Origin of the sequence: Dapis purpurea BLCC-M126 (assembly GCF_050015975.1) — a bacterium.
Taxonomy (GTDB): domain Bacteria; phylum Cyanobacteriota; class Cyanobacteriia; order Cyanobacteriales; family Microcoleaceae; genus Trichodesmium.
Genome location: NZ_JBNHER010000006.1, coordinates 39241 through 64831, shown reverse-complemented (window position 1 = coordinate 64831; position 25591 = coordinate 39241). Strand labels below are relative to the sequence as shown.

At 34.3% G+C, this 25591-nt stretch carries 15 protein-coding genes; 4 read left to right on the top strand and 11 right to left on the bottom strand.

Annotated features, from left to right (window positions below; translation table 11 throughout):
- Nucleotides 1-611: 611 nt before the first annotated feature.
- Complete coding sequence (locus tag ACP6PL_RS01600; RefSeq protein WP_426541841.1) at nucleotides 612-1235, top strand: ribonuclease HII; 624 nt, start codon at nucleotides 612-614, stop codon at nucleotides 1233-1235.
- Between the two features lie 854 nt (nucleotides 1236-2089).
- Here ACP6PL_RS01600 and ACP6PL_RS01595 read toward each other — a convergent pair.
- Together ACP6PL_RS01595 and ACP6PL_RS01590 are read right to left on the bottom strand one after the other, a co-directional pair.
- Nucleotides 2090-3130 (bottom strand): hypothetical protein, encoded by a 1041-nt coding sequence (locus ACP6PL_RS01595; protein WP_426541839.1) that lies wholly within the window; start codon nucleotides 3128-3130, stop codon nucleotides 2090-2092.
- A 75-nt stretch (nucleotides 3131-3205) separates the two neighbouring features.
- Complete coding sequence (locus ACP6PL_RS01590) at nucleotides 3206-3478, bottom strand: hypothetical protein (protein WP_426541837.1); 273 nt, start codon at nucleotides 3476-3478, stop codon at nucleotides 3206-3208.
- A 340-nt stretch (nucleotides 3479-3818) separates the two neighbouring features.
- On the opposite strand from ACP6PL_RS01590, the gene ACP6PL_RS01585 reads away from it, so the two are divergent.
- The gene (locus tag ACP6PL_RS01585; RefSeq protein ID WP_426541835.1) at nucleotides 3819-6647 is read left to right on the top strand and encodes a tetratricopeptide repeat protein; all 2829 of its coding nucleotides are present in this window, start codon (nucleotides 3819-3821) and stop codon (nucleotides 6645-6647) included.
- A gap of 415 nt (nucleotides 6648-7062) precedes the next feature.
- The gene (locus tag ACP6PL_RS01580) at nucleotides 7063-13008 is read left to right on the top strand and encodes a tetratricopeptide repeat protein (RefSeq protein ID WP_426541833.1); all 5946 of its coding nucleotides are present in this window, start codon (nucleotides 7063-7065) and stop codon (nucleotides 13006-13008) included.
- Between the two features lie 625 nt (nucleotides 13009-13633).
- On the opposite strand, the gene pheA is transcribed toward ACP6PL_RS01580, so the two are convergent.
- Nucleotides 13634-14524, bottom strand: a complete 891-nt coding sequence (pheA, locus tag ACP6PL_RS01575; RefSeq protein ID WP_426541831.1) for a prephenate dehydratase — start codon at nucleotides 14522-14524, stop codon at nucleotides 13634-13636.
- A gap of 478 nt (nucleotides 14525-15002) precedes the next feature.
- Here pheA and ACP6PL_RS01570 point away from each other — a divergent pair, with 478 nt between their 5' ends.
- On the top strand, nucleotides 15003-15593 hold the full coding sequence (locus ACP6PL_RS01570; RefSeq protein WP_426541829.1) for a DUF1997 domain-containing protein: 591 nt from the start codon (nucleotides 15003-15005) through the stop codon (nucleotides 15591-15593).
- Nucleotides 15594-16032: 439 nt separating this feature from the next.
- On the opposite strand, the gene ACP6PL_RS01565 is transcribed toward ACP6PL_RS01570, so the two are convergent.
- The 8 genes from ACP6PL_RS01565 to ACP6PL_RS01530 all read right to left on the bottom strand — a co-directional run bounded on the left by ACP6PL_RS01565 (nucleotide 16033) and on the right by ACP6PL_RS01530 (nucleotide 23846).
- A complete protein-coding gene (locus ACP6PL_RS01565) occupies nucleotides 16033-16671 on the bottom strand; it encodes an LON peptidase substrate-binding domain-containing protein (protein ID WP_426541827.1) in 639 nt (212 codons plus the stop codon).
- A 342-nt stretch (nucleotides 16672-17013) separates the two neighbouring features.
- Nucleotides 17014-17331: a 30S ribosomal protein S10 gene (gene rpsJ / locus ACP6PL_RS01560; RefSeq protein WP_426541825.1), complete on the bottom strand. Its 318-nt coding sequence runs from the start codon at nucleotides 17329-17331 to the stop codon at nucleotides 17014-17016.
- A 303-nt stretch (nucleotides 17332-17634) separates the two neighbouring features.
- A complete protein-coding gene (gene tuf, locus ACP6PL_RS01555) occupies nucleotides 17635-18864 on the bottom strand; it encodes an elongation factor Tu (RefSeq protein ID WP_426541823.1) in 1230 nt (409 codons plus the stop codon).
- A 440-nt stretch (nucleotides 18865-19304) separates the two neighbouring features.
- The gene (fusA, locus tag ACP6PL_RS01550; protein ID WP_426541821.1) at nucleotides 19305-21380 is read right to left on the bottom strand and encodes an elongation factor G; all 2076 of its coding nucleotides are present in this window, start codon (nucleotides 21378-21380) and stop codon (nucleotides 19305-19307) included.
- Between the two features lie 86 nt (nucleotides 21381-21466).
- Nucleotides 21467-21937, bottom strand: a complete 471-nt coding sequence (gene rpsG, locus ACP6PL_RS01545; protein WP_426541819.1) for a 30S ribosomal protein S7 — start codon at nucleotides 21935-21937, stop codon at nucleotides 21467-21469.
- A gap of 106 nt (nucleotides 21938-22043) precedes the next feature.
- Nucleotides 22044-22418, bottom strand: a complete 375-nt coding sequence (rpsL, locus tag ACP6PL_RS01540) for a 30S ribosomal protein S12 (protein ID WP_094676223.1) — start codon at nucleotides 22416-22418, stop codon at nucleotides 22044-22046.
- Between the two features lie 665 nt (nucleotides 22419-23083).
- Nucleotides 23084-23407: a HesB/IscA family protein gene (locus ACP6PL_RS01535; RefSeq protein ID WP_426541816.1), complete on the bottom strand. Its 324-nt coding sequence runs from the start codon at nucleotides 23405-23407 to the stop codon at nucleotides 23084-23086.
- Between the two features lie 28 nt (nucleotides 23408-23435).
- A complete protein-coding gene (locus tag ACP6PL_RS01530) occupies nucleotides 23436-23846 on the bottom strand; it encodes a phosphomannose isomerase type II C-terminal cupin domain (RefSeq protein ID WP_426541814.1) in 411 nt (136 codons plus the stop codon).
- Nucleotides 23847-25591 lie beyond the last annotated feature (1745 nt).

The following is a 25591-nucleotide window of genomic DNA, read 5'->3' as shown; positions in this document are numbered from 1 at the left end:
ACAGGCTTTTCAAATAGAGTAAATGCTTGGGGATAGAAGCATCTCTGGATTAGACGTCAGAGGTCGCAAGGCGTTTAATTTAGGTAGACTCAATGTTTCGCTATGTGACATGAAAGACGTAGCTTTGGCTCAAAAAACCAAGAACCCTGGTTTCTGGAGAATCTCTATGCCTGCCTCTTTTAGAGGAACTTCGCTAACAGGCTGGAGAGTATGTCAACTTTGAGATTTGGCAATTATACTACCTCGTCTAGCTTTAAAATGTGGGTAAAGAGCGAGTCGATGAAGAGCTCTCCCCCAACCCTTCTCCTGCAAGGAGAGGGGGGAGGTTTTACCCACAATTTTAGTCTGGACGCGCTAATACCAAGTCTAATAAATGTTTGCTACAAATAGTTAAACTTTTGTCAGGAGTCAGGAAGAATAGGTAAGGCTTAATTTTGATATTTTTTGGACTAAAAAGCAATATTTACTTTTCTGACTAAGAAATTGAAGTAAGAGGCAATAGACAAAATAACAAGTAATCAACGTCTATAGTGCCATAGCACCTATTATCAATTCTGACTGTTGGCTCCTAAATGCTAATAATTTGTAGCAAACTTTTTTAAATGGTACTTATGACTTCTTCTGAGTTGATTGATTATCCATCCTCACTTCTTAGTGCTGGTGTGGATGAAGTAGGGCGTGGGGCATTATTTGGGCCAGTGGTGGCAGCAGCGGTAATTTTGCCAGAGGAGGTTTTGGATCATTTGGCTAGTAGTGGGGTGAAAGATAGTAAAAGGTTGACAGAAAAGCGTCGGTGTCACTTGGCAAATCAAATCTTGGCCGTGGCTTTGGATTGTAAGATTGGTATGGCTTCTGTTCGGGAGATTGACCGCTTGAATATTCTACAAGCTTCTTTATTGGCGATGAAGCGAGCTGTTATGAAGCTGGAACCTAAGCCTGATTTAGTTCTGGTTGATGGGAATCAAGAAATTAGAGATTTATTTATACCTCAACAAACTATTGTTAAGGGGGATAGTAAGTGTTTGCCGATCGCTGCTGCGAGTATTGTAGCTAAGGTTTGGCGTGATACTTTGATTATGCGTTTAGCGAAAAAATATCCTGTTTATGACTTGACTAATAACAAGGGTTATGGTACAAATAAGCATAAACAAGGAATAGTAAATTACGGAGTTTCGTCTCAACATCGTCTTTCGTTTAGTCCTTGTCAACTTTCCTTATTTCCTTTTTACTCCTAGAAATTATAGGGAAATAAAGCACAGACTAACTCCCCAGCATTTTTGCTAGATTTTAATCAATTATTAGGAGTACATATTGAATATAAGATTAACTATTGCGCAATAGTTTACTTTATATTCAATTCAAAGTTATTTACTAAATTTTTGGCGTTGGTAATACCAGACTTGATAAATGTTTGCTATAAATCAAGGGGCTTGATTATAACTACTGATTTTTTTGACAAAGTTGTTGATTTGACTAAGGTACAAAATTTATCATTATTTTAATTTCAAATCCAGGAGTAGGAGTAACTAGGGTTTGCTGAAAAAGTCTTATGGGTAAGGGTAGGAGTCAGGAGTCAGGAGACAGGATAAATGGGAATTATAGGGAAGGTACTCGAAAAATTATTCCTCAATTTTTCTGCCATAATCATCTCATGCATACTAACTTTTTGCAGCTCTATCCACCAAAAAGCTGGTACTTTTTAAGGGCTAAAAAATCTTAAAGTCTTTATCTGTGAATACTTTTATAATTAATCAGCAAGCCCTAACTATACCTTCAAAAATAGTATCTGGAAAACTAGGATCTTGACATTTTTATTTCCCAAATTTATGAAAGTTATTCTGAGCATTTAAAAATTCAGTTATGTTAAACTCAATTAAGTTTCCTAGCAGTGGAGAAAGTTTAGAGATTACTTTTGCAAGATTCAGAGTAGCATCAGACAAAATTTGGTTGGTAAATTATTAATAAATTAAATTCGTTTACTGGTAATGTTTTTAGTTTTTATCCTGCTAATTTAATATTTTTTTCTGTATCCATTAATCATATTCAATTTGAGATCAAAAAAATAAACTTTCTAACTCAATTAGATTAGTTATTCATAAGAATACCATCCATACCAATGTCGAACTACTAACCAAACAACAGAAAGTAATCCGGCAATACTTAAAGTCAATCCACTGTAGGGAACTAATAATGCAAAAATAGGTAAAATTCCCCCACTGATGGTACAAATGATTGTAGCTAAAGAAGCTTGACGATTTGAGCCTAAACCCCAAACTAAAAATAGCAATATTGGAGAAATTAAACTCCAGGCAAATTTAGCATCAATGAAACGACTCAAGTAAGTTAAAGTCAGTAAGCAAGCAAAGAAAATTCCTCCTAAGATTGTCACATCTCGCAAACTTAAAGGAATAGAAAAATATAACAGAATTAACCACCACAAAAATAATAATGGAGCTAATATTAATAGGCGAGGTAAAATACCTGTATTTTTTACTGATTCTGTAGCAGTAAAGACTCCAAAAGGATTTTTCACAGAAACATTATCATCAAATATCCAAGTAAATTTACGACCCTCATTTGACTCTATAGTTTCGGTAGGAATAATGCCACTAGCAAAGTCTGCTTTAGGAAAATTTGCTAATGCTATTAATCGGAAGTTTGATAATAGTTGATTATTCGCATCATAAATCCAACGAGGTCCTCCTTGAGCTTGATAATTAACTTTGAAATTGACAGTTTCTCCAGGAGATAAACTGAAAGGAAAACTAGAATTTTCAGGGCTAGTAGGAATTAGTCTTTTATTATTTTGTTCAATGCGAAAGTTTTGTAGTAAAGAATAACCATAAGGAGGACGAATATCAAAGAAAAATTCTTGGATATCTTGAAGTTGGTTAGTAACTTGATATTCTGCGGAAAAATCTACAACATAAACAGCTTTGAGATTTTGAAAGTTTTTACCTTGGTTAATATCTACCTGAATTTTTGAAGCATTTATGTTTAAATATTTATCTACATTTCTCGTACTTTTAACTTCAACCCGTTTATTATCAACCCACTGATAATATGTATAGGGTTCTTTTACTATATAACGAACTTTTGGAGCGATTTGTTCGAGGCGATTGCCTGCCACACCCGCAGCAATTTTAGAGATTTTTGCTTGTTCCCAATTATGGTAACGATTACTAAGAGTTGAACAGAGAAAAAATCAGCTTATTACTAAGCTTAAAACTAAAATTAGATGGGGTAAACTTTTAAGTAAACTCGAATATTGAGATACTAATTCATTAATCAAATTTTTGGGTTCTGATTCTTGGTGATGACGGATAGAAAAATTGATAATTGCTATTCCTATGCCTAAGAAGCCAGTTAGAATAATTAATATGAGTGATGTCTTAAGAATTTGATTGCCAAGTTCAATTATTTCTTGGGGATGGGTAATATCGGGTATATTGGGAATGCCTTGACTAGATGACCACATATTTTGAATATATATAAGGTTTTAAGTATTAAATTATTGGGTCTGACTATGGAATAATTATCCAAAAATTAATGCTGGTAGATAGTTTAGTAACTATATAAATTTGGAAAAGCTTGACTAGATTTAAGGTTTGTAAATTAACTCAAGTATCTGCCAGCGTATTTAGCTAAGTGGATTTATATTTAGTTATATAGTTGTGAATTTTAACACCTATTTACTCAAGCAAACATTATTATTAATTGCCCGTCCAGAAAGACTCTAGTAAGACTTAAAAATTTAAAAACTTAATTTACCTACTTTAGCTAATTTTAATTGAAAATTTTGTCATTAGGCTAAACTTATGGAAAATCAGACATCAGAACATCTTTTTAACTCCGCAGTAAACAATTATCAAAAAGGCAATTTAAAATTAGCGACAAAAATCTGCCACAAAATCTTAGAAAGAGAGCGAAAACATTCGCGGTCTCTACATTTATTAGGAGTTATTGCTGGTTTAGAGGGGCAACCAAAAGAAGCAGTTTCCTACCTCACTCAAGCTGTGCAACTAAATCCAAATAATCCCGAAATTCACAGTAATTTTGGTCTGGCGCTGAAAGATAACCAGCAATATAAAGCAGCGATTAAACATTATCAAAAAGCCGTTGAACTTAAACCAAATTATGCCGAACCATATAATGGTCTAGGTAAAATATTTTTAGAGTTAGGAAAACTTGGGGAATCTCAAAAATATTATCAAGAGGCTATTAAATTAGACAAAAATCATGGAAATGCTCACTTTGGTTTGGCACTTATTTGGCTTAAACAAGGAAATTTTATTCAAGGATTTCATAAATATGAATGGCGCTGGCAAAAGAAAGATTTTAGCTCTCGTAATTTCTCTCAACCTCTGTGGGATGGTTCAAATTTTCAGGGCAAAACTTTGTTAGTTTATACTGAGCAAGGTTTGGGAGATTCTATTCAATTTATCCGCTATATTCCTCTGGTGAAACAATTAGGAGGGGGTGTAATTGTTGAGCTTAATCAAGCTGGGTTGAAATTATTATTTATGACTGTTTTGGGAATTGATGAATTATTTGTTATAGGTGAAAAATTACCAGATTTTGACCTGCAAATTCCATTAATGAGTCTACCTCGAATTTTGAGAACTACCTTAGAAAATATACCTGCTAGAATTCCTTACTTATCTGTACCAAAGTCAACCAATTTTACCATCCCACCTGCTCCAGAAAAAAATCTCAAAGTAGGGATATGTTGGCAAACAAGTAGCAATACTAAAACCAGTCAAAAACGTTCTTGCCCAGTTCAATATTTAGAGGGAATTCTAAGTATAGGTAAAGCTAATTTTTATATTTTACAAAAGGAAGTATTGCCAGAAGATTTAGAATGGCTGAATTCTCAAACTCAAATACATAATTTAGGTTTATCTTTTAATGATTTGGCTGATACAGCAGCAGCTATCCAACAATTAGATTTAGTAATAACAATAGATACAGTTATTGCCCACCTAGCAGGAGCATTAGGTAAACCTGTTTGGGTAATGTTAAATTTTGATTCTGATTGGCGATGGATGTTAGATAGAAATGATAGCCCTTGGTATCCAACAGCTCGATTATTTAGACAGCCAAAAATTGATGATTGGAATAGTTTATTTAAACAGGTGAAAGATAATTTAAAAATTTTTCTGGAGAATAGTTATCCTCAAAAGGAAATGTCAAAAACTATAAATATAAAATTTGATGATAGTGAAATTAAACAAGCCTTACAAAAATACCAATCTGGACAGTTGGAAGAAACAAAAAATATTTGTTATAAGATTATAAAAAGACAGCCTAATAATTTTTTAGCTTTAGAACTTTTGGGTATATGTACTTATCAAAATAATAAAATAGAAGAGGCGATCGCTTATTATCAAAAATCTTTAAAACTTAATCCTAATGATGCGAGAACTCATAATAATTTAGCTGTTGCACTTAAAGATAATCAGGAAATTGATGCTGCGTTTAGTCACTATCAAACTGCAATTAAATTGCGTCCTAATTATGCTGAAGCATGGCATAATTTAGGAAATATTTTGCAAGATAAAGGTCGATTTGAGGCAGCTATTGCTCATTATCAAAAATCCCTTGAACTTAAGCCAAATTATGCTGAAGCATATAATAGTTTAGGGAGTATATTTTTAGAGCTAGGAAAACTTGGGGAATCTCAAAAATATTATCAAGAAGCTATTAAATTAGATAAAAATCATGTCAATGCCCACTTTAGTTTAGCTAGTATTTTGCTGAAACAAGGAAATTTTATTCAAGGATTTAATGAATATGAGTGGCGCTGGCAAAAGAAAGATTTTAGCTCTCGTAATTTCTCTCAACCTCTGTGGGATGGTTCAAATTTTCAGGGCAAAACTTTGTTAGTTTATACTGAGCAAGGTTTGGGAGATTCTATTCAATTTATCCGCTATATTCCTCTGGTGAAACAATTAGGAGGGGGTGTAATTGTTGAGCTTAATCAAGCTGGGTTGAAATTATTATTTATGACTGTTTTGGGAATTGATGAATTATTTGTTATAGGTGAAAAATTACCAGATTTTGACCTGCAAATTCCATTAATGAGTCTACCTCGAATTTTGAGAACTACCTTAGAAAATATACCTGCTAGAATTCCTTACTTATCTGTACCAAAGTCAACCAATTTTACCATCCCACCTGCTCCAGAAAAAAATCTCAAAGTAGGGATATGTTGGCAAACAAGTAGCAATACTAAAACCAGTCAAAAACGTTCTTGCCCAGTTCAATATTTAGAGGGAATTCTAAGTATAGGTAAAGCTAATTTTTATATTTTACAAAAGGAAGTATTGCCAGAAGATTTAGAATGGCTGAATTCTCAAACTCAAATACATAATTTAGGTTTATCTTTTAATGATTTGGCTGATACAGCAGCAGCTATCCAACAATTAGATTTAGTAATAACAATAGATACAGTTATTGCCCACCTAGCAGGAGCATTAGGTAAACCTGTTTGGGTAATGTTAAATTTTGATTCTGATTGGCGATGGATGTTAGATAGAAATGATAGCCCTTGGTATCCAACAGCTCGATTATTTAGACAGCCAAAAATTGCAGATTGGGATAGTGTATTTATTGAGGTAAAAGAAGCATTAATTGAACTTTTATAATCTGAGCATAATTCACCATATTTACCAGAAAATTTTGACCTTGTATATCATTATCAACAAAATAATTTAGGAAAAGCAGAAAAAATATTTCGTCTAATAGTTGCATAAAAATTTCAAGATTTTCAGGTGCTCTATTTATTAGCTGTACTAGAACATTTAGTAGATCGAAATGAATTAGCAATTTATCTTTCCCATCAGGTTATTACTTTGCGTCCCAACTTTAGATAGTCATTTTAGTTCAAATCATCAGGCTGAAATACGAAAATTTATTTTTTTCATCGCCTTAAAAAGGTAAGCTTGAGACCTTACTTTTTGGTTAAAAATTGATGATTGGGACAATGTATTTAAACAAGTGAACGATAATTTAAAAAAATTGCTGGACAATGGTTATCCTCAAAAGGAAATATCAAAAACTATGGATAGAAAATTTGATGATAGTGAAATTAAACAAGCCTTACAAAAATACCAATCTGGAAACTGGGAAGAAGCAATAAATATTTGTCATAAGATTATAAAAAAACAGCCGAATAATTTTTTGGCTTTAGAACTTTTGGGTATATGTGCTTATAAAAATAATCAAATAGAACAGGCTATCGCTTATTATCAAAAATCTTTAAAACTTAATCCTAATTATGCGGAAATTCATAATAATTTGGCTGTTGCACTTCAACAAGATGGGCAAATTGATGCTGCTTTTAATCACTGTCAAGCTGCAATTAAATTTCGTCCTAATTATGCTGAAGCATGGCATAACTTAGGACGTATTTTGCGAGAGAAAGGTGAATTTGAGGCAGCTATTGAGAGTTATCAAAAATCCCTTGAACTTAAGCAAAATTATGCTGAAGCATATAACAGTCTAGGCAGTATATTTTTAGAGTTAGGAAAATTTTCGGAATCTCAAAAGTATTATCAAAAAGCTCTTAAATTAGATAAAAATAATTTTAATGCTCATTTTGGTTTAGCTACTGTTTTGCTTAAACAGGGAAATTTTATTCAAGGTTTTTCTGAGTATGAATGGCGCTGCCAACGTCAAGATTATGTAACTAATAATTTTGCTCAACCTGTATGGGATGGTTCAGATTTTTCTGGGAAAACTTTATTGGTTTATACGGAACAAGGTTTAGGAGACTCTATTCAATTTATCCGCTATATTCCTTTGGTGAAAAAATTGGGAGGCCGTGTAATTGTTGGATGTAATAAAGCTGGATTAAAGTTATTATTTACCACTATTCTAGAAACAGACGAATTATTTGTTATAGGTGAAGAATTTCCAGATTTTGACCTGCAAATTCCATTGATGAGTCTACCTCGAATTTTTGATACTACCTTAAAAACTATACCTGCTGAAATTCCTTATTTATTTGTACCAGAATCAACAAAAATCAAGCTGCCAGAAACTACAAATAGTTTCAACATTGGCATAACCTGGGGAACAAATAGCCAAATCAAGACTAGCAAAAAACGTTCTTGCTCCGTCGAAGATTTACAATCTATTCTGAGTCTAGATAATGCTAGCTTTTATATTTTACAAAAAGAAGTTTCTCCCCAAGATTTAGAATGGTTGAAATCTCAGACTCAAATCCATAATTTAAGTTCATATTTTAATGATTTAGCTGATACAGCAGCAGCGATAAAACAATTAGATTTAGTAATTACAATAGATACAGTTATTGCTCACCTAGCAGGAGCATTAGGCAAACCAGTTTGGGTAATGTTAAATTTTGATTCCGACTGGCGCTGGTTGAGAGATAGCCAAGACAGTCCTTGGTATCCGACAATGAGGTTATTTAGACAGGAAAAAATAGGAGATTGGCAAGGAGTTTGTCGAGAAGTTTTTGATGCTTTATCGTCTAAATTACTGAGTTTTAAAAAAACAGATTATCCATCAATAATTCAACCAGGGTCATCAGTTACAACTCAGCAGTTACTGACAGCAGCATTAGAACAATATCAGGTAGAAAACTGGAAAGAAGCAGAGAAAATATGTGACTTTATTATTCAATATCAACCCCATTGCGCTACTGCACTTGAAATACTTGCTTTGTGTGCTAAAAAAACAGGAAAAATTGATTTAGAAATCGCTTACCATCAGAAAGTAATTAACCTCAACCCTAATAATTATAAAACTCATCTAGGTTTGGCTATTGCTCTGAAAAAACAAAAGAAACTTGAGCAGGCAATAGTTCATAATCAAAGAGCGATTGAACTAAAACCAAATGATGCTTCAGCTTGGCATAATTTGGGTTTAATATTTAAAATTCAAGGCAATATTCCCGAAGTAATTCGTTCTTATCAAAAATCTCTAGAGATTCAACCAAATAATGTTCATATCTATTACTCTTGGGGTAATATTCTGAAAGAACAGGGTAATTTAACAGAAGCAAAAGTTCTTTATGAAAAATGTCTGGAGTTAAATCCTAACCATATCAATGCTCACTTTGCTAGAGGATTTATTCTTCTTAAACAAGGAAATTTTTTAGCTGGATTTTCTGAATATGAATGGCGCTACCAACGTGAAGATTATATAACTCGTAATTTTGCTGAACCTGTATGGGATGGTTCAGATTTTTCAGGCAAAACTTTATTGATTTATACGGAACAAGGTTTAGGAGACTCTATCCAATTTATCCGCTATATTCCTCTGGTGAAAAAATTAGGAGATCGTGTCATTGTTGAATGTAATCAATCTGGATTAAAATTCTTATTTACCACTGTTTCAGAAATAGATGAAATATTTGTTGAAGGTGAAAAGTTACTAGATTTTGACCTGCAAGTTTCATTGATGAGTCTACCTCGAATTTTCCAAACTACTCTGGAAACTATACCTGCTGAAATTCCTTATTTATCTGTACCAAAATCAATTGAGTTTCCTATTCCACTTACTCCAGAAAAAAATCTCAAAGTAGGAATATGTTGGCAAACAAATAGTACAACTGAAACCAGTCAAATACGCTCTTGCTCAGTTGAATATTTACAAGAAATTATCAATATAGATACAGTCAACTTTTATATTTTACAAAAAGAAGTTTCTCCCCAAGATTTAGAATGGCTGAACTCTCGAACAAAAATCTACAATTTAGGCTCATCTTTTAACAATCTAGCTGATACAGCAGCAGCGATAAAACAATTAGATTTAGTAATTACAATAGATACAGTTATCGCTCACTTAGCAGGAGCATTAGGAAAACCAGTTTGGGTAATGTTAAACTTTGATTCTGACTGGCGTTGGTTAACAAACAGAGAAGATAGTCCTTGGTATCCGACAATGAGGTTATTTAGACAGCCAAAAATTGAAGATTGGGATAGTGTATTTGTTGAGGTAAAACAAGCATTAATTGAATTTATAGAATCTCAGCAAAGTTTAACAGATTTACCAGCAAATTTTGACCTTGCGTATCAATACTATCAACAAAAGAATTTAGTAGAAGCAGAAAAAATATGTCGTCGAATACTGAAAGAAAAACCAGAAGATTTTCAGGCACTCCATTTATTAGCTGTACTAGAAAATTTAGCAGGTAGAAATGAAGTGGCAATTCAGCTTTTGAATCAGGTTATTACTTTGCGTCCTAACTCTAGTCAAGCTTATTCAAACTTAGGCAAAATCCTGAAAAAAGAATATCGTTTAGAAGAGGCGATCCCTCATTATCAAAAAGCTATTTCTCTTCAACCAAGTGATAGTAGTAACTATTCCAACTTAGGACTGATTTTTTTAGATAAAGGTGAAATTGATTCGGCAATTATCAACTATGAAAAATCCAGAGAAATTAATCCTAACAACTCATCCACAAATCTCAATTTAGGCTTTGCTTGGGAAAAAAAGAGAGACTTATCAAAGGCAAGTACCTATTATCAACAGGCAATTAAAATTAATCCTAATTACACCGAAGCATGGTACAACTTAGGAAATATTTTGCAAAAGCAAGGTCAACTTGACTTAGCAGTTGAATATTGCCAAAAATCTCTGGAACTAAATCCAGATTATGTCGAAGCATATTATTCTCTAGGCTTTATATTTTTAGAATTAGGAAAACTTGCGGAATCTCAAAAATATTATGAACAAGCTCTTAAATTAGATAAAAATCATGTAAATTCTCATTTTGGTTTAGCTTCTGTTTTGCTTAAACAAGGAGATTTTATTGCCGGATTTTCTAAATATGAATGGCGGTCAAAAACTAAAGGTTTTATCACTCGTAATTTATCTCAACCTGTGTGGGATGGTTCAAATTTTTCAGGGAAAACTTTATTGGTTTATACCGAACAAGGTTTAGGAGATTCTATTCAATTTATCCGCTATATTCCTTTGGTGAAAAAATTGGGAGGCCGTGTAATTTTTGAATGTAATCAACCTGGATTAAAATTCTTATTTACCACTGTTTCAGAAATAGATGAATTATTTGTTGAAGGTGAAAAATTACCAGATTTTGACCTACAAGTTTCATTGATGAGTCTACCTCGAATTTTTCAAACTACTCTGGAAACTATACCTGCGGAAATTCCTTATTTATCTGTACCAAAATCAATCGACTTTCCCATTCCATTTGCTCCCGAAAAAAATCTCAAAGTGGGAATTTGTTGGCAAACAAAAAGAAGTAGTATTGGTGACTCCAGTCAAGTACGTTCTTGCTCAGTTGAATATTTACAAGCAATTATCAATATAGATACAGTCAACTTTTATATTTTACAAAAAGAAGTCTCTCCCCAAGATTTAGAATGGCTGAAGTCTCAAACTCAAATACATAATTTAGGTTCATCTTTTAATCACCTAGCTGATACAGCAGCAGCCATAAAACAATTAGATTTAGTAATTACAATAGATACAGTTATTGCTCACTTAGCAGGAGCATTAGGTAAACCAGTTTGGGTAATGTTAAACTTTGATTCTGACTGGCGTTGGTTAACAGACAGAGAAGATAGTCCTTGGTATCCAACAATGAGATTATTTAGACAGTCAAAAATTGGAGATTGGAATAGTATATTTAAGCAAGTTAAAGAGAACTTAGAAAATGTGATAGATAATAATTCTATAATCAATAAAAGTTCTGAAACAAAAGCTATTCAATTGTCACAAGAATCAATTAAAAAAGCTTTAGCACAATATCAATCTTGCAAACATCAAAAAAATATAGCTTTATCTACCTCCATAACTTCTGCAAAAAATCTACAAACTCAAATTTATACTTCGGAAATAATGAATATAATTGGAATTAATTGGCCGTTAAACCATAATACTGGTTGGGGAATTTATGGCATTAATATTACTCTCCAACTACTTAAAAATAAAGAATATAAACCCCTATTATTAACACCTGCTTCTATTCAACCTGGAACCTTAAATCCCTTGCATCAAGCTTTACTAAATCCAGCTTTTAATGCTCAAAAAAATCTGCAAAATCAATTCAAAAATCACCAAGAAAAAAAGATTAAACTGAATTTGCCAATATTACAAGCATTAAATGGTAATTTTTCTGTAAATAACAATTTTCTAGGAACCCAAAACATTGGAATTATTTTTTCAGAAAATACTAAATTTACTTCAGAACAAATAAATCGCGCCAAAGCATACAATTTGATTATTACAGGCTCTACTTGGAATACTAATATTTTAGAAGGTAATGGCATAAAACCCGTACAAAAAGTTTTACAAGGTATCGATCAAACAATTTTTCATCCAGCACCTAAATCTAATACTTTTAGCGATCGCTTTGTTATTTTTTCTGGTGGCAAACTAGAATATCGTAAAGGTCAAGATATTGTTATAGCGGCTTTTAAAATTTTCCAAAAACGTCATCCAGAAGCATTATTAATTACAGCTTGGCATAATTTTTGGCCTCAATTTATGGGAGGAATTGAACAAACAGGAAATGTTGTAGGTTTACCTAAAATTAGTCAAGATAAACGTTTACAAATTACTGAATGGTTGCTAACAAATGATATTCCTGAAAATGCCGTTATTGATGTTGGTCCTATTCCTAATTATATGGTCGGACAAATATTACGAGAAACTGATGTTTCTGTATTTACAAACCGTTGTGAAGGTGGAACAAATCTTGTGGCAATGGAAAGTCTCGCCTGTGGTATTCCCACAATTATTTCTGCTAATACCGGGCATTTAGACATAATTAATGACTCTCATTGTTATCCATTACGTTCTCAAAAATCTGTCAAACCTACCCCTCATTTTCCAGGGATAGAAGGTTGGGGAGAATCTGATGTTGAAGAAGTAGTGGAAATGTTAGAAAAAGTATATTCCGATCGAGAAAATGCTAAAGTTAAGGGCAGTAACGCTGTGAATTTTATGCAAAATTTAACTTGGGAAAAACAAATTCAACGTCTGCTAGTTGTGCTGCAAAATATAATCTAAATCAGTAAGTAATATGATGTAAGGAAGAGGGAATAGAGGGAAATTTATTTGCGCAGCATTCTTCTGAAATAGAAAAAAATTTTTATTATGGTTAATTAATGAGACTCGATCGGGACTTATACCAATTTGAAAAAAGAATGTTACGAATAGTTGGGTCAACAAAAATGGTTAAAATTAGATTTATATTTGGCAGAATCGAATTCTTTGCAGGGTCAAAATGATAATAACAGCTCAATCTATCTGACTACTGACTACTAACTATTGACTACTAGAAACAGTTTCAGTATTTGTAGCAAACATTTATCAAATTGGTATTACACACCCAAACAATAAACTAGGTTTATTAACGTGATTATTGTGTTTCAAATCACAAAATTTCATCAATAAACCCCGTTTCTGCGTAATTTATATTGATATAAGAAATAAATATCAATAATAGCAAATATTAGAAATTTTTGCTACATATCATTGTGATAGATATAGGGGGATATGGAGATATAAAATGGCAACTAAATAAAGCATTAATTTCGATAAATACTATAAGATAGGCAAGTATTTAGCTATAGATATCAATCATAAAAAGTAAAGCAAAATAAAAAAACTGATAGTTGAGTGTTAATTGCTATTAATTAATTGCAGTTATAGTATAACTGCCAAATAATTTGAGAATTTTTGTATAGGTTTTTAATTCTTCTATTGCTGCCTTGACATAATTATGATTACTATTAGCTTCTATATCAATAAAAAATAAATAATCCCCTAGAGATAGTTTCGTCGGACGAGATTCTATTCTACTCATATTAATGTCCCTTTTTGCAAATACTTGCAATGGTTTAACCAAAGCACCTGGTACATTTGCAGGTACAGTAAAACCTAAAGAAGTAAAAACTGAATTTTCTAGTTGATTGATCGAATTAATTATTAGTTTTAAAGCCGAGTTTTCTATTTCTGTACATCCTTGTTTCAAGACCAAAAAGCGAGTACAATTATCAGGATAATCATTAATTGGATAAGCTAATATAGGTAATTGATAAAGTTCAGCAGCTCTTTGAGAAGCGATTGCTGCGGCACTCCGATCTGTTTCTAAATGCTCTAATGCTTCCGTGGTAGAATTAGCTGGAATTTGCTGTACTTGTGGCAAAAACTTTTCTAACCAACCTTGACATTGAGCTAAAGCTTGTGGATGAGAATAAACAGTTTTAATCTCTTCAAAACTACTAGCTAATGATATTAATCCATGAGAAATAGGTAAAACTAATGCTGTTTGAATCTTTAAAATATCCAGTTGCCAAAGTGTATCTAGAGTAATAGTAACGCTTCCTTCAATAGAATTTTCTACAGGTACAACTGCTAAATTAACTTGCTCTTGAGAAACTGCCCATAAAGTTTGAGCAATACTAGGATATGGGCACAGAATAGATTTTTGACCAAGTTTACTTAGTTTGTTAGAAAATGCTAATGCTGCACTTTCTGCATAAGTTCCAGCCGGGCCAAGATGTGCGATAGATATGGTCATTTCAGTTATCAGTTATCAGTTATCAGTTAGCCTACTAGGTCTAAACTGCCTCTTGCAGAGGAGCTTTCCTAGGTGATGCTCCGCATTCATGTCGCCTAGCAAAACAGTATCTCCTACTGAATTAGGAGGCTACGAAGTTTTTTATCCCCTTGTAGAGCGACAGCATCGCATCTAAGGGGAGATTATTGACCTTATTTATATTTATTGGTCATAAAACCCCGTTCTCTTTTAGATTTTATCTCTAAGGGAAATCTCTAAAAATTTGAATAATTTACACTTTGCAAAATTAAATTACATTTGTTTACTTAGTTCTCATTAATAAGACAGTATCATTTATGAGAATTAATTAATTTTACCTAAATCCTATCTTAGTTATTGACCAAACTTGAGTAGATACTTTAATATGATCTGAATCACATTAATAAATGTGAATTTTAATTAAAATTTAGCCATAAAATATTGATTTTTTGAAAAAATTATGATTATCAGATTTACTGCTTCACAATCAGTAGATATTCCTGTAATAGAAGAACAAGTTCCTATTCAGCATTATCTCCGTCAGCCAAAGCGTTTAGTTAATGCTTTGACAGATCCAACAAGATTAGAACAATTAGATAAAGATTGTTTCCGCTTGAAAATGCGTCCACTACACTTTATGATGTTGACTATTCAACCAACTGTAGATATGCGGTTTTGGTCTAGTCCTAAAGGCAAAATCTACTTAAAGTCAGAGAGATGTGAAATTCGTGGGATAGAATACATAAACCAACGCTTTACTCTCAATCTGGTTGGTATTCTTGAATCCTTGCAAATAAAAGGAGTTACTCATCTCAAGGGTAAAGCTGATTTAGAGGTTAAAGTAGAGTTACCCCCTCCATTATGGTTAACACCATTACCAGTTTTAGAAACAACTGGTAATGGCTTGCTCAAAAGTGTATTAATGACAATCAAACAAAGACTAACCCATCAATTATTGGTGGATTATCATAAATGGGCTTGTGATGAAACTAAGGTATTAGCTCAAAGTGAACAAATGTCTATCTTAGCCCCTGGTAGTCAAAGTGTATAATTTATCACTAAGTATTGAGTTCTACTCCTTCTCGTCCTAAATATCAAATTTAATTCCAGGACATACTCTCTATTTGATAGTCCTACTATCTACATTGACTAATTATTGTTAATAACTACTGACTACTTAAGAAGATGTAGCAAAACTTTTGAGATTTAGAATAATTAGTTTCGTATTATTAAAGTAGTATGAGTCAAAACTGGCAAAAGATTGAGCCATAAATTGTTATTATAGTAACTGAGCTATTGTTCTGAAATTCCTAGGAATTTTTTAACAAAAAAAATATTTAGGTATTAGGAATTGAATTATAAATTAAACTTCCTAATACCTAAATTTTGAGCTACTATTCTATTATTTCTATTATTTGTTTAGTTGAATTTAATATTCAAAATAATATTTCATAAACATAATATCTTGAACTGACAAAACGACTAATTTATTATTTTAGAGTGTCTTTAAGAACAGTTCTAGCTGCAAGATGATTGCGGGTAGAGCTGAGAATTTCTACTTCTCTTTCTAGTCTAGCAGCAGTATCTTGCATCTCCAAAAGAGCTTGCTGTTCAGTTGCGACACCATAAAGATTACTAGCTACCCAATACGATAATTCTTCTGGTAAATTAGGAACATCTTCTGGTAGCTCTATCCTTTGATCCATGAGTTTTCCAGAAAGATGAACTACATCTCTAAGTAACAGCTCAACTTGATTTGCTAACTCTCCAAGCTCGTTTTCTGAAGGGTTATCTTCTATCCATTCAACTAAACCAACTAAATACGGTTTCTCTCTAACTGTGTCTAAAACTCTAAATCTTTGCTCACCTATAGTTAAAACCTTCATCCGATCGTCAGGTAAGCGCTGATAATCCTCAATTTTAGCGCAGCATCCAGTTGCCACAACTTGATCTTGAGCAGAATCCCACATTAAAACTCCAAATCTCTTATCACTTTCTAGAATTGTGTTCATCATAATTCTATAGCGAAATTCAAAGATATGTAGTGGTAGAGGTCTACCTGGAAATAATACTACTTCTGGTAGTGGAAATAAGGGAAGTTCTCGAACAGCTACAGAAGAAGATGGCATTTTTCTAGTATTAATAGATTTTTGGTACTTATACTTCTTATACTTTAGCGGATTTTTCGATACTTGGATATGTATATACTTAATATTTTTGAGAATTTTGACATAAAAATTGAAGATAATCAGGGTTGTCTAAAGTGGCTTAGTTTTATGTTTTATCACAACCTTGATTAAAGACTCGCGCTCTTAGTCATAGGAATATCTATGCCTAACACCCGGAGAAAATGTCAAAATGTAACAGCAAATCTGACTCCAATATATCAAGAAGTTTAGATTAGCAAATCGCTTCTGGCCATGAGCATAATTAAGAATTCTCAACTATTACTGGCTCATGGCTTAATTTCTCTATAGCTTTACTTCAATATCTACACCTGCTGGCAAATCAAGCTTCATCAAAGCATCAATTGTTTTTGATGAAGGTTGATAGATATCTATAATCCTACGATGTGTGCGTGTTTCAAAATGTTCTCGTGAATCTTTATCAACGTGGGGAGATCGCAACAAACAGTAAATGCGTCGTTTTGTGGGCAAAGGTATCGGCCCAATTGCTGTGGCTCCTGTTCTATTTGCTGTATCTACAATTTTATCACAAGATGTATCTAGTAAACGGCGGTCAAATGCCTTGAGACGAATACGAATTTTTTGCTGTTGAATTGTGGCCATTTCTCTTTAGTTTTCTAGGTTCGGATTTTTAAGTTTTCAATTATCAATTACTAGTTTTATTAACTGGCAATAGATTTTTAGGAAATTAGATTAGGAGAGCCGTCAGATTAGCGATCTACAGAGGTTATTTTTGTAATTGGTAGTTTTGCAACCCTCCAAAAAGATTTCGTCTTCAAAAAAGGGGGGGGTTGCGTGACACAATTATTTTGATCAAAATTAACTTTCACTAATAAGCAGCAGAAAAGCAAACATCAATAATATATATCTGTGCTTTTCTGCCACTTAATCTTTCAGGCAGTTGTCCTACTCTATAATTTTAGAAACAACACCAGCGCCAATAGTTCTACCACCTTCACGAATGGCAAAACGCATACCTTGTTCAATGGCCACTGGGTTGATTAGTAGAACTGTCATTTTAATCCGGTCACCAGGCATTACCATTTCTGCTGTACTGCCATCATCAGCAGTAAAAGACTCAATGGCACCAGTTACATCTGTTGTCCGGATGTAGAATTGAGGGCGATAATTTGGGAAGAAAGGTGTATGACGGCCTCCTTCTTCTTTTTTCAGAACATATACTTCTGATTCAAATTTCTTATGGGGAGTAATAGAACCTGGTTTCGCCAAAACCATACCACGTTGGATATCAGTTTTCTGCATACCACGCAGTAGTAATCCCACGTTATCACCAGCCATTCCTTCATCGAGAATTTTCTGGAACATTTCTACACCTGTAACAGTAGTACTACGAGTTTCTCTGATTCCCACTAATTCTACTGTTTCGCCCACTTTCACTTTACCACGTTCAATCCGGCCTGTAGCCACAGTACCACGACCAGTAATAGAGAATACATCTTCTACGGCCATCAAGAATGGCTTATCAACATCACGTTCTGGTGTAGGAATATAACCATCAACTTCATCCATCAGAGCGAGAATTTTATCTACCCACTCATTTTCACCCTTTGCTATATTTGGATTAGCTGTTAGTGCTTCTACTGCTTGTAATGCTGAACCAGAAGCAATGGGAATATTATCTCCATCAAAATCGTAATCACTTAAAAGTTCCCGAACTTCCAGTTCCACCAGTTCCAAAAGTTCCTCATCATCCACCATATCTTGCTTGTTGAGGAAAACAACAATATTAGGAACCCCTACCTGCTTGGCCAATAGAATATGCTCGCGAGTTTGTGGCATTGGACCATCAGCAGCAGAAACAACTAGAATTGCACCGTCCATTTGAGCTGCACCTGTAATCATATTTTTTACATAGTCAGCGTGTCCAGGACAATCAACGTGAGCATAGTGACGATCTTCTGTTTCATACTCTACATGAGCAGTATTAATTGTAATACCCCGTGCTTTCTCTTCTGGAGCTGCATCAATATCTGCATAATTCCTGGCCTTAGCTTTTCCCTGTGCTGCTAGACTCATTGTAATTGCAGCAGTCAAGGTTGTTTTACCATGGTCAACGTGGCCAATAGTTCCAATATTGACGTGAGGCTTATTTCTTTCAAATTTTGCGCGTGCCATTAATTACTCGTTCCTTTTTTCCGTTGTTAATTCCGCTTCCGTTCTTAGAAACCTACGATTATCTGCAAAAATCTATGATTTTCGTGCTTATAATCTGTTCTATTCCTGCTTCAACCTGGCAAAGTCGGTGTTATCCAGTCCACAAGCTGTCACGGACGAACTGCCCGCCAAAGCTAGATTAGCTTCTAGCATTCAAGTCTCATACGCAACTGAAACCACACAGCTAGTTAAATTAGGAAACGGATGCACTGATAATAATAGATAAATTTTTAAAACTCTGCCTAATCCCTTCAACTAATCTTTGTTAGTTTTTGTTTTAGACAATTGCCTACTTTTTCAGTAAATTGCAAGTTTTTATCTAGTTATCAGTGATTTTATTTTCACATTATTCAACCCAAAGCTAGTATTTTAACCTGAAAAACACACAATTTTCCAGATTACTAAACATATCCTCTGCTTTTAGCAATGATAGTCTCAGCCACATTACGAGGCACTTCCTCATAATTACTAAATTCCATCGAAAACATACCACGACCTTGAGTCTTTGACCTCATATCAGTAGCATAACCAAACATTTCTGCCAAGGGAACCTTTGCCGTTACTTTAGCCACACTTGATTCTAACTCTTGATTCTCAATTTGTCCTCTTCTAGAGTTCAGGTCTCCAATAATATTACCAATAAAATCTTCAGGTACTTCTACCTCTACTTTCATCATAGGCTCTAATAACACAGGTGAAGCCTTAGTAACACCTTCTTTAATTGCCATAGAACCAGCAATTTTAAAAGCCATTTCTGAAGAATCCACATCATGGTAAGATCCATCTACCAAAGTAGCCTTAACATCTATTAATGGATAACCAGCTAAAACACCTGCTTCACAAGCCTCTTTCATTCCTTGCTCTGCTGGACTAATAAATTCTTTAGGAATTGTACCTCCAACAATTTTGGAGACAAACTCAAAGCCACTTCCCAGCTCTCCAGGCGCTAATTCCACGACAACATGACCATATTGACCTTTGCCACCACTTTGTCGGATAAATTTACCCTCGGCCTGAACCTCTCCACGAATAGTTTCTCGGTACGCTACCTGTGGTTGACCCACATTAGCTTCTACTTTGTATTCCCGAAGCATCCTATCTACCAAGATTTCTAGGTGCAGTTCGCCCATACCAGCAATCACTGTTTGATTAGTTTCTGGATCGATACTCACCCGGAACGTAGGGTCTTCATCTGAAAGAGCCTGAAGAGCTTGAGACAATTTTTCCATATCTTGCTTGGTTTTCGGTTCCACAGCCACAGATATAACTGGCTCAGGGACATAAAGAGATTCTAGGATAATTGGATGTTCTTTATCACAAACCGTATCTCCTGTCAAGGTATCTTTCAACCCCACAACTGCTCCCAAATCTCCTGCCCGTAGTTCATCAACCTCTATTCTGTCATCAGCTTTCAGAACAATTAGACGAGAAATTCTTTCTTTCTTACCTTTAGTAGAATTTAAAATATAACTACCTTTAGCAAGGACTCCAGAATATACTCGGAGGAAGGTAAGACGACCATAAGGATCTGACATAATTTTGAATGCCAGAGATGCCAGGGGAGCCTCATCATCTGATATCCTAGTATCCAATTCCCCATTTGGTAAGGTTCCTTGAATTGGTGGAACTTCTGTAGGAGCTGGCAAATAATCTACTACTGCATCTAATAAAAGCTGAACACCTTTGTTTTTGAAAGCAGAGCCACATAACATAGGTACAATTGTACCTGCAATAGTAGCTTGACGTAAAGCCTGCCGCATCTCCTTTTCTTCAATTTCCTCACCTTCAAGATACTTTTCTGTCAAAGCATCATCAGTTTCTGCTACTGACTCAACTAACTTGAGACGATATTCTTGAGCCAATTCTTCCACTTCTGCTGGAATTTCTGTTTCTTGAATATCTGTTCCCAGGTCATTGGTATACATAAAAGCCTTCATTCGCACCAAATCAACAATTCCCCTAAATTCATTTTCACTACCAATAGGAATTTGAATAGGAACTGCATTAGCTCGGAGGCGATCGCGAATTTGATCATATACCTTGAAGAAGTTAGCCCCTGTCCTGTCCATTTTATTCACAAAGGCCATACGAGGCACATTGTAACGGTCAGCTTGTCGCCAAACCGTTTCTGATTGAGGTTGTACTCCTCCAACAGAACAAAAGACAGCTATTATACCATCCAGAACCCTCATAGATCGTTCTACTTCAATTGTGAAGTCTACGTGTCCTGGAGTATCAATAATATTAATTTGATGGTCTAACCATTTGGTACTAATAGCAGCCGCAGTAATAGTAATTCCACGTTCTCGCTCTTGAGCCATCCAGTCGGTAACTGCGGTGCCATCGTGAACCTCTCCCATTTTATGTACTATGCCAGAATAAAATAGGATTCTCTCTGTTGTTGTTGTTTTACCAGCATCAATATGAGCTGCAATGCCAATATTCCGCACCCGCTCAAGTGGCATAGTTCTGCCCACAGTTACCTCCTTATCTGTGCTACCAATTTTGACGGTTGATTAAAATTCTATACTTTTGGGACAACTGCTGCTATGGTCTAAATTTATTAGTAACGATAATGAGCAAAAGCCTTATTGGCTTCTGCCATTCTATGAGTTTCTTCTCTCTTGCGAATAGCACTACCTGTTTCGTTAGCTGCATCCATCAACTCATTGGCCAACTTCATGGCCATTGTCTTCCCACCTCTGGCTCTAGAATATTGCACTAACCAACGCAAAGCTAGGGTAGTTCCCCTGTCAGAGCGTACTTCCATCGGTACTTGGTAAGTAGCACCACCTACACGGCGAGCTTTAACCTCTACTAAGGGAGTCACATTCCGGACTGCCTTCTCAAATAGTTCTAGTGGATCAGAATCTGTCCTTTCTTCAATAGCTTTAAAGGCATCGTACACGATATTAAAGGCTACAGACTTCTTACCGTGATGCATTATGCGCCGGACAATCATGCTGACTAACCGACTATTATATTTTGGGTCTGGAGGAACAGGACGTCTTTGAACAACTCTACGACGAGACATAATAAAAACCAATAAATTGTCAACAATGGATAATTGCTTGATGCAAGATAAAATATCTGCTAGTTAATTTTAGCTAGGATTTTCTAGAATTTGGCATTTCACTAATTTAGCCTTTTGGTTTTTTAGCGCCATATTTAGAACGACTTTGCTTGCGGTCTTTTACTCCTGCAGTATCTAAAGTTCCACGAATAATGTGATATCTTACGCCAGGTAAATCCTTAACCCTACCACCCCTAATCATAACTACAGAGTGTTCCTGTAGGTTATGACCGATACCAGGGATATAAGCGGTAACTTCAAAACCAGAAGTTAGACGTACCCTGGCCACTTTGCGCAGAGCTGAGTTAGGCTTTTTTGGTGTAGTAGTATAGACTCTTGTACATACTCCACGACGTTGAGGGCAACTTTTTAGAGCTGGAGACTTAGTTTTCTTCTCCGTTTCTTGACGAGCTGAACGAATTAGTTGTTGAATTGTAGGCATTAGTAACAGTTTTTTTTCTAATTGTTTTTATACTGCTTCATAAAACTGATATAAGGTCACAATTAGTGACATTTGAATGTTTACTTCCTGCTTCTACGGCCATACTCGGCAGTACAACCTTCACAGGCATCAACGGTCAAGCATACCGCATCTATCGCTATACTTGTATATAATACGCAGTCTATAGACAAACCATACTAGCTAGCAATCAAAAGTAAAAGACTCAATGGCATATTCATTACATTACCGTTACGAGTCTCGCTACAGATCTAGAATAATTCTGAGCTAATTTACTTAACAAATTTTTTCCCAATACTCTTAAGCATGATATGCAGATTTAGGCAAATTAGTATTACTTTAGTATTACTATTTAAGATAATCTTTTGTTTTCCAAGTAAATATATTGTTTTTACTCTTAAAAGTCATATTTGCCTAACAACAAATATTGGGATGATTAATCTTAATCTGATAATTTTTCAAATTATTTGATTAGGAATAATTTACCGTTGCACCAAAGGGTTATTTGGTGCAACGGCCTACTTTTGAGGAAGTTTCGGGAAACTATAAGGAGCATGAAGCATTGTTTTTACCTTTGTCCCTATGTTATTCCCAATAACTTTACAAACAATCTTTTATTTTAAATTAGTTAGATATCTTTGTCAATATCAAACAGAAAAAGAATTACCACAACCACAAACTACCTTAGCATGAGGATTGTTAAATCGGAATCCTCCACCCATAAGATCCTCAGAATAATCTAAGGTTAATCCATTTAGATAGTTGAGTTGTTGAGAATCAACTACAACTTTAATTTGGCCATAGTCATAAACTTGATCATTACTAGTCTTTTGTGAATCAAATTGCATTATGTAACAGAAACTACAGCAACCACCAGATTTAACCTTTAAGCGAAATAAGGCATTTGGTTGATTTTGTTTGGACTGAAGACGGATAATCTCTTGGACTGCTGCTGCGGTCAAGTTAATCATTGAGAAATTTTTTTGCTTACCAGTTTAATTAAGACTTTGTTCGAGCATAATCGTCTTGAAAACGAACAATGTCATCTTCTCCAAGATACTCTCCATTTTGTACCTCAATCAATACTAGAGGGATAACTCCTGGATTCTCTAAGCGATGGGAGGTACATTGAGGTACATAAGTAGATTGATTGTTTTCCAGAATTTCCTCTTTATCACCACAAATAACCTTCGCAGTTCCTGAAACGACAACCCAATGTTCACTACGGTGGTAGTGCATTTGTAAACTGAGTCTATGCCCTGGTTTTACTTCTATACGTTTGATTTTGTATCCAGTTCCTTCTTCTAAAGTAGTAAAGGACCCCCAAGGACGTTCTGTAGTAGCAGCTCCTTGTAAGTCAGAAGATATAGATAACTTAGGAGTTTGAGGTGCTTCTTTAAGTTGTACCATTGTTTGATGTTCTCCAAAAGAAAATAGTAATGTTAGATTGGTCTCCTTAACTCGCAGACTATTAATTATCTGGTATGAATATAAGTCTTATCCTAGGTATTATCAAATCACATACTGATAGATAAATATTTTATGGGTTTGAGTTAAATTGGATACTTTATCAACCATAGCAAAGTTACCCCTGTTACTGTCACCCCCCATTCAAGCTTTTTCAATATCTCTATCAAATCTTTACATACCCTATCTATAATCTCTGTAGAAAATACTAGGAAAAATTAAAAATTATTTATCGTTAATAGAGTTTATATAAATGATTTAGGAATCATTATTATCTAGCTTGACCAAGTTTTTTGAGCTTTCTAGAATTAATTAATATTCTTGAGTTTAATACATAGTGGATAGGAGATTAATTTCGGTATCATAACCAACTTAAGACTAAGTATATTTGACTATGATATTATAGGAGGCCATTCGGCCAATAGTGAAAATTTTCTCCTGAGCTTGCTAACCCCAACCAATTGTAGGTACTACAGGTGATAGCGGTACTTTAGCAAAAAAATATGTTAAAAATATTATAAAACCCTTATACAGTAAAAGTTTTACTGAATAATTAAGGTTTAAAGCCTCTCCTTTAAAGGAGAAACAAGCGGTCGTTTGCGGAGCATGACCTTAGGATGGGATGGCGTTAGCGAAGCTGGTCCGTAGGAGCGGGTCTCCCGCTCTTACAGAGCCGCTCCGCTTTTCATGTCGGCTCAAGCGCCGAAACGCCATATCCAATCACCAAGAGAGAAAAAATTTTCACGTTCCGCCTCAATCCAATCCGTTTTAGGGAGAGGTAATTATCCATTATTAATTAATGAACCCCATTAGTTTTGAAGGCATTTTTGCTGCGAAAAATATCAAAGTACTGATAGTGCGAATTTTAATTTCAGAGTAATTTGGCCAGGAGTCAGGAGCTATCCCCATAGAATGTACATAGCAGTTGCCATAACTTTCAGGAGATTCTCCCTATTCTCTTGCTTTGGTCAGAGCAATAACGGGACTAAGTGCATAAAATATGTTAAAACTTACATTATGGACTTCAAAATGTAGTATAAAAAATTAGGAGTCAGAAGTCAGCCGAAAATAAAAGATACCGAATGGGTTTTATACAGTAATGGTTTCACCTTTAATCTGCTTGTTTATTGATATATCTGGGTTTTAGCAATTTTTAGCCTCTATAACGTATTTCTTTTATACCATTTATCTCTCCAGGAAAGTCATATTTAGTTGCTATTGCAGTTGCCGAACTAATAATTTAACTTTTGACTTTTGACTTGCGCGTAGTGCTAAAGAAGTACATCTAAAATCTAAAATACAAACATAAATCTAGTGAAAAAATTAAAAAATATATAAGCCCAGTTGATAGAAGAAACACTGGACTATAATTAAGTAAAACAATTCCAACTACACATAAAATAATTGGCATTATGTGAGGTTGAAACTAAAAGTAGTTGAAACAGATTGCAATTCATAGATTTAATTTGAATTAAAAAACAATAAATTAATGTGTCGCTAGTGTTTTGTCATAAATCTTGAGTAGAGCGTGGGGTATTCTTTGTATCACAATTATTTTCTGGCAATCATTAAGATAGATAGATGAAATAGTCAAAACAATAGTTTTGCAGGTTTTCGTGGGGAAGTTGTATGCAAGGTCTGTGCTTCTACATAACCTGCTATTTTTGTCAAGTATTCTTTATATATTT

What these genes read in the sequence shown, in the direction of transcription:
- ACP6PL_RS01585 (WP_426541835.1), top strand. Translation starts at nt 3,819, where the DNA reads ATGGAAAATCAGACATCAGAACATCTTTTTAACTCCGCAGTAAACAAT.
- rpsG (WP_426541819.1), bottom strand. Translation starts at nt 21,937, where the DNA reads ATGTCTCGTCGTAGAGTTGTTCAAAGACGTCCTGTTCCTCCAGACCCA.
- ACP6PL_RS01580 (WP_426541833.1), top strand. Translation starts at nt 7,063, where the DNA reads ATGGATAGAAAATTTGATGATAGTGAAATTAAACAAGCCTTACAAAAA.
- ACP6PL_RS01535 (WP_426541816.1), bottom strand. Translation starts at nt 23,407, where the DNA reads ATGATTAACTTGACCGCAGCAGCAGTCCAAGAGATTATCCGTCTTCAG.
- ACP6PL_RS01530 (WP_426541814.1), bottom strand. Translation starts at nt 23,846, where the DNA reads ATGGTACAACTTAAAGAAGCACCTCAAACTCCTAAGTTATCTATATCT.
- ACP6PL_RS01590 (WP_426541837.1), bottom strand. Translation starts at nt 3,478, where the DNA reads ATGTGGTCATCTAGTCAAGGCATTCCCAATATACCCGATATTACCCAT.
- pheA (WP_426541831.1), bottom strand. Translation starts at nt 14,524, where the DNA reads ATGACCATATCTATCGCACATCTTGGCCCGGCTGGAACTTATGCAGAA.
- ACP6PL_RS01600 (WP_426541841.1), top strand. Translation starts at nt 612, where the DNA reads ATGACTTCTTCTGAGTTGATTGATTATCCATCCTCACTTCTTAGTGCT.
- tuf (WP_426541823.1), bottom strand. Translation starts at nt 18,864, where the DNA reads ATGGCACGCGCAAAATTTGAAAGAAATAAGCCTCACGTCAATATTGGA.
- rpsL (WP_094676223.1), bottom strand. Translation starts at nt 22,418, where the DNA reads ATGCCTACAATTCAACAACTAATTCGTTCAGCTCGTCAAGAAACGGAG.
- ACP6PL_RS01570 (WP_426541829.1), top strand. Translation starts at nt 15,003, where the DNA reads ATGATTATCAGATTTACTGCTTCACAATCAGTAGATATTCCTGTAATA.
- rpsJ (WP_426541825.1), bottom strand. Translation starts at nt 17,331, where the DNA reads ATGGCCACAATTCAACAGCAAAAAATTCGTATTCGTCTCAAGGCATTT.
- ACP6PL_RS01565 (WP_426541827.1), bottom strand. Translation starts at nt 16,671, where the DNA reads ATGCCATCTTCTTCTGTAGCTGTTCGAGAACTTCCCTTATTTCCACTA.